General features: G+C 56.9%; 8 protein-coding genes. 7 read left to right on the top strand and 1 reads right to left on the bottom strand.

Going from position 1 to position 11257, the window contains the following annotated elements; genetic code table 11:
• From V2L18_RS23155 to V2L18_RS23130, 6 genes are all read left to right on the top strand, one after another.
• Positions 1-247: hypothetical protein (locus tag V2L18_RS23155; RefSeq protein ID WP_336180721.1), on the top strand; the 247-nt coding region annotated here is incomplete at its 5' end.
• The gene (locus V2L18_RS23150) at positions 244-534 is read left to right on the top strand and encodes a hypothetical protein (RefSeq protein ID WP_336180720.1); all 291 of its coding nucleotides are present in this window, start codon (positions 244-246) and stop codon (positions 532-534) included. The genes V2L18_RS23155 and V2L18_RS23150, both read left to right, overlap by 4 nt.
• Positions 535-541: 7 nt before the next feature.
• The gene (locus V2L18_RS23145; protein ID WP_336180719.1) at positions 542-1948 is read left to right on the top strand and encodes a DnaB-like helicase C-terminal domain-containing protein; all 1407 of its coding nucleotides are present in this window, start codon (positions 542-544) and stop codon (positions 1946-1948) included.
• A complete protein-coding gene (locus V2L18_RS23140) occupies positions 1945-2916 on the top strand; it encodes a hypothetical protein (protein ID WP_336180718.1) in 972 nt (323 codons plus the stop codon). The genes V2L18_RS23145 and V2L18_RS23140 overlap by 4 nt, the downstream gene beginning before the upstream one ends.
• A gap of 13 nt (positions 2917-2929) precedes the next feature.
• Entirely contained in the window at positions 2930-3229 is a 300-nt protein-coding gene (locus V2L18_RS23135; protein WP_336180717.1) for a hypothetical protein, read from the top strand.
• A 14-nt stretch (positions 3230-3243) separates the two neighbouring features.
• Positions 3244-3765 (top strand): transcription termination/antitermination NusG family protein, encoded by a 522-nt coding sequence (locus V2L18_RS23130; protein ID WP_336180716.1) that lies wholly within the window; start codon positions 3244-3246, stop codon positions 3763-3765.
• 431 nt (positions 3766-4196) lie between these two features.
• Here the strand turns inward: V2L18_RS23130 and V2L18_RS23125 are convergent, their stop codons facing one another.
• Positions 4197-10472, bottom strand: a complete 6276-nt coding sequence (locus V2L18_RS23125) for an RHS repeat-associated core domain-containing protein (protein WP_336180715.1) — start codon at positions 10470-10472, stop codon at positions 4197-4199.
• A gap of 197 nt (positions 10473-10669) precedes the next feature.
• On the opposite strand from V2L18_RS23125, the gene V2L18_RS23120 reads away from it, so the two are divergent.
• The gene (locus V2L18_RS23120) at positions 10670-10999 is read left to right on the top strand and encodes a hypothetical protein (RefSeq protein ID WP_336180714.1); all 330 of its coding nucleotides are present in this window, start codon (positions 10670-10672) and stop codon (positions 10997-10999) included.
• Positions 11000-11257 lie beyond the last annotated feature (258 nt).

The following is an 11257-nucleotide window of genomic DNA, read 5'->3' as shown; positions in this document are numbered from 1 at the left end:
CCTCGAACGCCTGCCGGAGAGCGCCCCGAAGGACACTGCCGTTCACACGGTTGGCCAGCTCATGAAGGAGGCCGGCGTCGCCTGTGCGGCTGTCCTCGATGCCTATGAGGACGGAAAGTTGACGCGGGCAGAGCGCGAGACGTGCCTTCGGGTTCTCGGCGCCGTCCAGCGCAAGCTCTCCGATGCCATCGCCATCATTTCCGGCGCCGCAATCTGCGAGGACGATGACGAGGAGGCTGCGGCATGACCAAGGCCATTCCTCTCAACGCGACCGCATGCCTGACCGGCGAAATCACCGTGGACAGCGGAGATCCCACACTGACCTTTGCGGGCATGGCGCATTTCGGCGGGGCCATGGCAGACAAATTGTGCCGGCAGTGCCGGTTCCACGGAATGTCTGCCAACAGAACATATTCCCGGCTTACGGAAGAGCCCCGGGCTTTCCCTTGTGCGAAAACCCGTCAGCTTGGGCTCAAGGGCGCCCCGCCTGTGCCCGTCAATGCGCACGCCTGTAAATACTTCGAGCCGAAGTGAGGGCGCCATGAACGCCCCCGTCATCCTTCAAGAGCCCTTCAACGTCGAAGCCGAACACCAGATCCTCGGCGCTCTCCTGCTCGACAATGAGGGCCTGAACCTCGTTTCCGGCTTCCTTGAGCCCGAACACTTCTATGTGCCGTGCCATGCGGAGATCTATCGGATCATCCGCGATCTGTGCGCGGAGGGCCGCGTTGCCAGCCCCGTATCGGTCAAGCAAGGTCTGACGATCGAGCCCCCGAACGGCGAGGAAAAGGCCCGCTATCTGGTCCGGCTCGTCGGGAATGCCGCTTCGAATGTCGTCGTGGCCGACTACGGCCGGGCCATCGTGGAACTGGCGACGCGCCGCGAGCTGATGCAAGCGGCCGACACCCTCAAATACCACGCGGCCAATCTGCCCGTGGGCTCGATCGCAAAGATCATCGATGACGCGGACGCCGCCGCAGCCCATGCGCGCGCCAGCATTTCGTTTGAGGATGCCTCGCCGGATGATGTCGGCACGATCGGCGCCCAATACATCGAGGATCTGACACAGGCCCTCAAAGGGGAGGGCGCTGAAACCCCGTCCACGGGCTTTGCCGATCTCGACCGCAAGATTGGGTGCTGGCAACCCGGCTGCCTCTATGTGCTGGCCGGCCGGCCCGGCATGGGCAAATCGGCCTTCGCCGTCTCCTCCATGCTGCACACGGTCGCTCTCAAGCCCAAGAGGGACGGGAGCCCGTTCGGCGCCGCCTATTTCTCGCTGGAGGTTCCCGCCGCCGATCTGTGGGCGCGCATGGCCTCCCATGAGATCTTCCGCCGGCACAAGGCCCGGATCGAATATCAGCAGATCAAGCGCAAGGCGGGCCTGAGCGATGGCGAGGCAAATGCAGTCTGTGAGGCTCATTACGAGCTGAAAGACCTTCCCATCCGCATCTATGACCGTCCGGGCGTCACTATCGCCCAGGTGGAGGCGAAGGCGCGGGCGCTCAGGACGACATGGGAGCGGCGCGGGCAATCGCTCGATGTGATCTTCCTCGATCATCTGGGTCTTCTGCGCCCCTCGGCCCGCTACCGCGGCAACCGCACGGCGGAGTTGACCGAAATCACGGCCCATTGCCTCGCCATGGCGAAGCGGCTCGGCGTTGCGCTCGTGCTCCTCAGCCAGTTGAACCGCGAGGTGGAGAAGCGCGAGGGCTGCCGGCCGCAGCTCTCCGATCTTCGCGAGTCCGGCTCCATCGAACAGGACGCCAATTCCGTCGTGTTCCTCTACCGGCCGGAATATTACGCGATCCGCGATGCAACACCGCTCGCCTTTGGAGACGAGAACCGCCTTGAGGCGATTGTCGCCAAGTCCCGCGACGGGGCGACGGGCTCGCTCGATCTCTACTGCGACATCGCAATCAACTTCATCGACAACGGGGGCGCACGATGAGCATCGGCGGCACCTTCAATGTGAGCCGTGGGATTTGGACAGACCCACAGTTTCCCAATGAACCCTTCACCAAGCGCGAGGCGTGGCTGTGGCTCGTCTCCGAAGCCTCGTGGAAGCCCCGCACGGTGCGTGTCGGCTCCAAGGTTGTGGAGCTGGAGCGCGGGCAGGTCGCCGCGTCTGTCCGCTTCATGGCCGGCGCATGGCAGTGGGAACCGACAAAGGTGTTGCGGTTTCTGCGCGCGTTAGAGGGTGCGGAAAATATCGCAACGGACAGCGCAACAGGCGTGAAGCGCATAACCATCTGTAACTATGAGCTTTATCAGACTGACCACGGGCAGGGCGCAACAGAGAACGCAACGCCAGTGCAACAGCACCGCAACAGCAGCGCAACAAACGAGAAGAAGGGTGAATCTAAGGGAATAAATACCCCCCTTAATCCCCCCGAGGGGGAAAGCGCTGCGCGCCCTGCGTCCAGGCGGTCAAAGGATCAGATCGCAAAACCGGAGAGCATTCCCGAACAGCTCTGGTCGGATTTCCTCGCCCTTCGTCGCAAGCATCGTGCCCCGGTCACGGCGACCGCATGGGCCGGTATCGAGCGCGAGGCCGACAAGGCGGGCCTGTCGCTCTCCCGGGCGGTTGCGCTGTGCTGCGAACGCGGCTGGCGCGGCTTCCGGGCCGACTGGCTCAAGCCCGAAGACCTGCGGGCCGGTGCCGGCGCAAACACACCGGAAGCTGAACAGGCAGTCACCTTCAACGGCCGCACCTACACCGCCCAGAGCATCAAGCGCGTTGTCTTCGAGACGCTGACGGGCGTCCGCACATGGCCGGCCGACAAGCTCGGGCCTGAACCGGGCAAACCGGGTTGCGCGATCCCGGGAGCGATCGTCGCTGAGGTTCGGGCCGTCATCGCTGAGCGCTCAAAGCCCAAATCCGAAATCATCCCGTTTCAGCCGCGAATGATCGCTTGAGAAAGGCTTGACTGTGACCAGCAAACGAACCGGGCCGTACATCGACGGGCGCAGCTACGCAGAGCCGAAGCCGCTCGATGAGAGGCAGGAATTCCTCTGGTTGGCCGGCGATGCCGAGCGGCGCCTGAAAGCGCGTGCGGCCGACGAGGAATTCCTTCGGTGCGCGCTTCATCATCACCGGGACCGGGCAATCGAAATTCTGCGGAATGGCCGCATGCACGACGACGCGGCGCCCGTGTTCTCAGAGGTCGAAGCGCACTTCAACGCGCAACGCTTTGAGGAAATGGGCCGACGCATCGAGTGGGCCGCATAAGGGCAGGGGGAAGCATGGAAAAGCGCTGGTACGTCATCCGGGCCAATCCTCGTTGCGAGCGGCGGGCGATTGTCTCACTCGCAGAAGCCGGCATTGAAGCCTTCTGCCCAATGCAGCAGGTTCGCCGCAAGAGGGTGATCTGCGGCAAGCGGCGGACGAAGGATATCGAGATGCCGCTGTTCAGCGGGTACGTATTCGCGGCGTTTCCGGCCGACGATCTGGCGTTCGGAGCGGCGCGCAAATGCGACGGCGTCGCGCAGTTCATCGCGGCGCATGGCCGGCCGGTGGAGATCCGCGCGGATCGCGTTGAAGCGCTTCAGGTCGCCCAGGACATGGGAATGTTCGACTTCCGCAAAGCCCGGCAGCGGGTTCAGTTCGAGATCGGGGAACACGTCGTCATCCGCTCGGGATGGCTGGACGGGCTGGAGGCAACGGTGGAGGTCGTCAACAGCAAGACGGTTGCCGTATCGCTCGGGACGGGCTTGCGGGTGGTGGTGGATGCCGAGGGGCTGGAGAGGGCTCGATTGTGCATGTAATAGCGCCTATATCTGTATTTTTTTATTTACAATTCAAAAATTCAATAACGTTGGTTTTTAGTACTCCTTGATGCGCAATTCATGCGCCTCTATGTGGATATATTCGCAATCGTCTGAACGAAAAATAACGAGGCCATCCTTATATTCAAAAGAAACTCCTTGTATGTCGCTCGTCAGTTTAGACCACGAATTGGCAAAAATAGATTCAAAATTATAGAATAATAAACAAACATTCTGAAATTCGAATCTTTTGTACGGATCCCAAAGTTTTAATTCTGCTCGGTAATCAATGAAATATGTATCTTCCACTTCTTTGAGTTTATTCTCTGCGTATATTTTTACGCTAGATACGACCCAGTCATGGAAAAACTCGTAGATCCGAAGTTTTTCCTCGATTATCTCTTTTGTGCAGGGCTTAGCTGCGGGGCTCATTAATCCCACCCATCTCTGGTTAGTGGTGTTTCTCTCGTGCGGCCAATTGGTTGTCCGTATCCGTTTATGTTCATATGGTGCTCATGAGGCTGCATGCCACCATGTGAATGATCGAAATCTTGGCGAGAGAATCGGTTGCCGTTGCCATCATAGAATGTTCTGGACCGCAAAGCGCCATTTGGAGCTCGTTGCTCATAGATCGAATTTGGAAGAGATGTTCGTGGTGCAAATCCGGCACCGGTAAAAGTGGGAGTCGAACCAGGAGTGCATGCTCTCGGTCCAGCAACACTAAGTTGAGAATTTAGTGTATTTAAGGTTTCTTGAAGATGAGCATTCGTTCGTGCGTTCGGCTCAAAGTTCCTTGGTGTCACATATTGCGCGGGTGACATACCAAGTTGCGCCCTTACTGCGTCAATTTGCTGTCGTAAGCGCACATCGAGAACGGCCTGAAGCCTTGCGTTTGGACTCTGAGGCATACCTGGCCTAACAGACCGGCGGTTGGCGACGTCGAAAGGTTCCACCGCTGTCGATGTAGTTGATGCATCGTTAGCCATGCCAAATGCATTTGCTGGGATTTGTGAGCTGACTAATCCCCACTGACCGGCCTCTCCGCCAATACCACGCCCCCCCATCTCTCCCCGAGACAATCCTGTCGAGGAATCGATATCGCCATCATGCGCAATCGCATGCCCACTCGGATCCTTCTGCAAGATCGGATTATTCAACCCATACGCATATCTGTTCGTCCCCACGGCTGGATCTGTCGGGTCCCACCAATCCGGCTGAATGAACCGGGCGATGACCGGGTCGTAGTAGCGCGCGTTCAGATACGTCAGCCCTACCTCCGGATCGTCGCGCTCGCCGATCCAGCCCTTGCTCTCGCGGATCGTGGCGGTCTGCACGTCCGAGCGCTCGCCGTAGGCGCGGTAGCGGCTTTCCGAGACGGTTTCGCCCGCCGCGTTTGCCATCAGGCGAACCGAGGAGAGGTGATCGCGATAGAGCCATTCAGTGGCAAAGCCCTCCGTCACACTTCCCTTGCGCCGGAGATTGTCGGTCAGATGCTTGATCGAGGTTTCCGACGCCGTGCCGGCATCGACGATCTCCTCATCCGCGCCGAGATACAGCGCCACCGAACCGCCGACGATCTTCTTCAGTCGTTTGTCGTCGGGCCCATAGACATACGTCACCGTGGTCGTGCCCAGGGTGACACTGACCGGGCGGTTCATCCCGTCATATCGGATCGTCCGACCGCGACCCGACACCATGTTGCCGTTGGCGTCATAACTCAGCGTCGATCCGCCGACGCTGAGCGGAGCATGCGGGCGCAGTGCGTTGGCGGTGGGATAGGCGTAAGCGCCTAGCCCGGTCTTGAAAGTCAGGTTGCCGTTGGCGGCGTATGCGAACTCTTCCGACAGCGCCGCGTCGTCATCGTTGGCAGCGGCTAACAACCGGTCAACGGTGTCATAGGAATAGTGCCAGCTTCCCTTGGCGCGGTTGGAAGCGATCGCCGTGATCCGGCCCATGTCGTCGCGCGTGTAGGTTTCGGTGAAGGTAGGGGGGCTTGCCTGATCACAATCCGAGACTGTTGCCGTCTCCAGAAGCCACAGCCGCAACGGATCGTAGGTCAGGTCCGTATGGGTGCAGTTCGCGAAATCCAGGCGGACCGGTTCGCCATTGGCATTGTAGTTGATATTTGAGACCGCATTCGGGATAGATTTGATGCGGCCGGCGGCGTCATACACGATATGACCATCGGGCCCGATACCGGAGGCGGCGAAGGGGGCCCATTCACCGTCTGAGAACCGGCGCTGGCGCAGCCTGTCGCCGACATCGTAGATATAGTCGCGCGAGCGGGCGACACCATCGACGTTCCACTCCTCGTGCGCCACCTGGCCACGGGCCGTGAAGTCGGTAAGGATCGTGGCGGCCGCATTCGAAGCGGTCGTCAGGTGGCCGACATTGGCGTAGCCGGAACGATCCTCGTCGTAAGCGTAGGTGGTGCGATCGATCGCGCCGATTGCGGGCGTAATCGTGCGCGTGCGCTTCCTGCCCAAGGCATCGTAGGTGTAGCGGATCTCGTTGCCGTTGGCGTCGAGCTGGGTTTTCAGGCGGCTGGCGGCATCATAGGTCATGGTCCAGATGCCGTGGTCGGGGTCGCTCACCTGAAGCTGGTTGCCGAGGCCGTCATAGGTGTAGGCCCATTGGCTGCCGCCCGGATCGGTCACGCCGACGATGCGGCTTAGCCCGTCGCGGGTGATGGTCGTCGTAAGCGTCTCGGCTCCATTCACCTGCTCGCGCATGACCTCCTTGCCATAGGCATCGGAATGGACATGCACCGTCTCGCCGATCTCGTTGACCGTCGTCACAGCCTGATAGGCGGAACCGGCCGAGTAGGACGTGGTAACCGAGGTTCCGTCTGGATTGATTTTCGAGATCGGACGGTTCAAGGCGTCGTAGGCAAAGCTTGTAAAGTAGGCCGTATCTGACCCGATGTAGGGTTGGGACTTCAGGCGCACATTGCCGCGTTTGTCGTATTTCGTCTCCACGCGGAGTTGGTCCGACGCCGCAGAGGTGCGTCCCGATTTGCGAACGTATCGTTGCCGTCCCCAACCGTCGAAATAGGTGACCTCCACCATCTCGCCGCCGGCGGTATCGGCAGGCGGCATGAACTTCCAGATCATGTTGCCGCTGCCCGGATTGCCCCACTCCAGGTAGGCGTATCGCTCGTAGGCGCCATCCGGCCTGTCGATACGCAGCGGGCGGCACAGGGCATCGTAAGAATAGGTGGTGACGTTGCCGTTCACGTCGGTTTGCGTCGCCGGCATGCCGCAGACCAAATTCCAGGACGTTACAGTCTTCTGGCGCGTGTCGCCCAGGGCGTAGAGCGGATTGCGCTCCTCCACGGGGAACAGGTTGTAAGTGCCGTCATATTGGTAGGTGGTCACGCCATTGACGGGATCGGTCTTGGAAATGACGTTTCCGTCGGAATCGTAGGAATAAAGGGTACGCGAATAGCCGTTCGCAGGAGCCGTCGGATCGAGCGCGACGAACTTGCTGGTAATATTCCCCTTAGTCGGTGGAGTAGCGGAAGTGCCGCCATCATAGATATAGAAGGTAAATGAGATTCTATTTTCAGGGCCTCCAGCCAAATTGTTATGCGTTGTCTTCACGGCCGGATAGTTGACCAAGTATGCATCCGTATTCGGATGATAAGATACGGAGCTGATCCGCTGATCTGTGTCAGTTATGTTCTCGCCGTTATATAGCCGGCTGTATTCTCGTTCTATCGTGACCAAGCCGTGTTCATTAAAAGTTCGCAGCGTGAAATGCGCTCGGTTACCGTCCGCGAAATAGATGCGCGAGACGGAAGCGGTATTGAGCGATGTATAGGGCATCGCGTCCGTCTGGACGTCGTAGCTCTCCTCCTGGCGAGAAAGAACGTTTCCGGCACCGTCGCGACGCGTGACCTGCTCGATCTTGCCGATGGACGCCAGGTCCTGGCGATAGAGCGTTTCGACCGTGGGAGCTGCGGCCTCGTTGTCGAGTTGAGGCAGGGTCGCGACGATCTTGCGGAAGCCAAGGAAGCGGCGGTGCGCCCAGTCCCACTTTCCGCCTTCGTAGGCATAGGACGTAATCGCATGACCGGTGCGGATGTCGTATCGATCGATCGATTTTACGACGTGGAGGGGGTAGGGGACATTGGTGGTGCTGTCGCCTTTGTGCGTGTCATAGGTGACCGCAATCTCACCGCCGAGCGGCTCAATGAGCTTGGTTAGAAGGTCAGGTGTTCCTCCGGGGATGTATATTGAGTAAACGTTCCCAAAATCCTCATCGTCCAACTTTGTTTTTGTTAAATGTTTTCTATTTGTTAAGCTTTTCTTTCCATCTCCATTAAAATCATAGCCTATAGATAGCTGCCCTTGGAATGAAATCGATGAATTAAAGCCGCTCCCGTTTGAGAGGTATACTATACTTTCCTTCCAGTGTTTATCTATGCCTATTACGACTTGACCGCTCAAAGTTTTCGCTGCAATCAGATCGGATCTACCGTCTCCGTTTATATCTTCGAGAAAAAAGCCCTCTTTCCGCGTTGTCTTATAGTAATAACCTATTGCGTCGATTTTTGCAGGAAAAGGAACCTGTATCGTTTCGGACGTCTTTAGGTTGCATTTATAACTGGAGTTATGCCCCCAGAAAATTGAAACAAGCGTCTCGTTTGTATTTTCTCCTTTTGTAAATAAAACTATATCCGAAATACCGTCGCCGTTTATATCCCCGGAGCGAATGAAATAATCTGAATTACTTAGGGTGAGTCGTATAGTCTTTGAATCAAAGTTTGAGCCGTTAGATTTAAGTATTTCAAAGTAACCGTGTGTTCTGTGTAAGAGAATGTCTTTCTTTCCGTCGTTATTTATGTCTATTGGTGTAATTCCGTTTGAAATATAATAGGATCCGCTGATGCCGTATTTGGCCGATGGTAGATCGCTCCCAGTTTCTGTATCCGAGCACTCGAATGAGGGATCGTATGTATCTATACGCTCGGAAGTCCATGTGTCGTCAGAAAATTCATTTTCTTTCCATGAGTAAATAGTCGCTGAGCTATTTCGCGTTGGCGAGTGAATCAATTCTTGTCGGCCATCGCCTGTCAGGTCAGCAAGTGCCCAATGCTCGACGTCGATTAAGCTAATGCCAAAGACGCCCTTCACTTCGCCCTGAAGACTGTCTCCACCTAATGTGCCATCGCCGAAAATTGGCTTGCCAGTACGAAACTCCGGCAAGAGGCTAAGGCCGGATATGTTCGAGTATTTTCTTTTATTGCCGCTCGGCTGATCAGCTATAATGGGCCTATCGTAACTGTAACTCCATATGATATCTTCATACGCATCAGAATCGACGTTAGTCATTCCTAAGGAGTAGGATACGGGGATGGGAGTACAATCCCACCCCCCACCGCTATCTGCTGGGAGCTTTATGCAGTTCTGCGGATTTGGGGTTACAGAATGGCAGATTCGTGCCCCTCCGAGCCCACTTTCAACAGGAGGTCTTTCGCAAATCTGTTGGCCGCATTTGGAGTTCTTAACGGCAACTTTTTTGAATGTGACATATGAATCTTGCTCATTTGATTTGCTGTCATCGATCGATGAGATGTAGAATGAAGTACCGCATGCGGATGAAACGATATCAGCTATGCCATCACCGTTAAAATCACCGGAAGCGAAGCCTGGGGTATTTATATCCGCGATAAATTTTTGACTAAGTACGTTTTCGGGTTGAGAATATTCAAAAACCGTTGCTGGAAGGCTTGAACCAGAATTGATTATCCCACCAGATATTATAGCATCCCGGCCAAATTCTTGAACGCTTTTGAGGAGTGACCGTCCGGTAGACACGCTTTGCAAATAGTTGAACGCATAGGCGCGAAGTAGTTGGCCGGATGAACGTATCTCGACAGTCTTCAATCGCGTGTCGACGGAGCCAAGCACGCGCCCCGCACCATACGGGTAAGTGTCCGGTCTATCCTCCCAATGAAAGATGATCGATCCGACTGCGTACTCGATCGAAGTTATATTACAATCTGGTAGGCTTTTGCACGAGTGGGTATAAAAAACGGAATGGTTATTGGCGTCGATTTTCTCCGACAAGAGCCATATATAGCGGTCGGCCAGATCGGCCTGTTCTTCGTCCGAAGCATCCCGAGCCACAGATCCCCAAGAGGACAGAGGTCTAAAAACGTAACGCGTCCCATCCCGCCTGGTGACTTCCCACGTGTTTGCGCCTTCGTCGCGTCGGATCCGATTATAGCTCTCAACCCAAGTCGCATGAGTGCCACCGCTGTCACAGCTTGGGCTGGCAATTTCGCCGCAAGGGACGAGTTCATTTTCATTGAGAAGGAAGATGTCGCTTTCGTCGAAAGCTGGAGCCCCGCGCCCTGCGGAGGCGCGGCGAATTTGGGGAAGCCCTGACAAGCGCCAGCCGGCGCCGGCAATTTCGTCGGGGCCATAAAGCAACAACCGCGAAGAATCGTAGAAAAGACCGATGCTTGGTTCAGCACCGCGCCACTGTGGCACCGAAAAGTCGATTTTATAGCGGAAACTTCCGGCCGCTCCCATTTCCTCCGATGGACTTACCGAGTTTTTGGGCAAGTCCATTGTTCCGGTTGTTTCTGCACCGAACACCGTCGTGGTGCAAACGTTAGAAATGGCAACAATTAGAAGTATGCCCCAAGTGCGCGCTTGCTTTTCAAGCCGTCGGAAGAGTCCCATACTGCCCCACAAGCCAATTCTCTGATTTAAACTGTGGGACACATTCAGACACGCACCGTTATTTTTCGCAAGCCTCTCGTTGAGGCATGAGGACAGGATGCTGCATGATGAGGTTGAAAGCGTGCTGGCGGAACTGGTTTTCTCGCTGAATTGGAGCGGCTTTGGATCGGGACTTTCAGGGGGCTTACGGCAAGTGTCGTTGTCTTGCAATGGACGCGGCGAAATCTAAACGCTCAGCAGGCCTGCGCCAACACCGGGATATTGGAGACGTCAACGTTCCGCTCGGCGTTCCATGCATCGTAGGAACCTTGCAGCCTGATCCAGAAGATCGGTTCATTACCGAACAGCTTCCCGAGCCGGACGGCGACTCCGGGGCTGACTGGTTTGCGCTCAGACAAAATGTCATAGAGGTGCTGGCGCCGCGATCTGGCGGTCCCGAAGTGCTTGACGTCACCCTCAAATGTTCCTATTATGTTCTCGTGATTTGCAGGGCTGATGCGTTCGTGCCCCGGTCGCGCTGGCAGGCGATAGCCGATTGACGCAGTGAATGCGGAGCCAGCCGCGAGGGGGGATGTGCCCTGAGATATCTTCTCCCACGCTTTCCGGTTTTGAACGGCTGCCGCTTTCAGCGCGGCATTGCGCCGGCGCGATGTGCTGGCGGCTGACCGGCTTCAAAAGGCAACTTCCCAATGGCCGATACCAGGATTGTGACGCTGACGCCCGAGTGGCAGGCGCTGAGCGAAGCTGGGCAGGGGGCCTATTGGTCGCCGCTCTTCCCGTCGAGCTCAAAGGCGCCC

The organism is Breoghania sp. JC706, from assembly GCF_037026715.1.
In the GTDB taxonomy this organism is placed as follows: domain Bacteria; phylum Pseudomonadota; class Alphaproteobacteria; order Rhizobiales; family Stappiaceae; genus Breoghania.
Note: the sequence above shows the minus strand (reverse complement) of the source record. Positions and strands in the feature narration are given on the sequence as shown.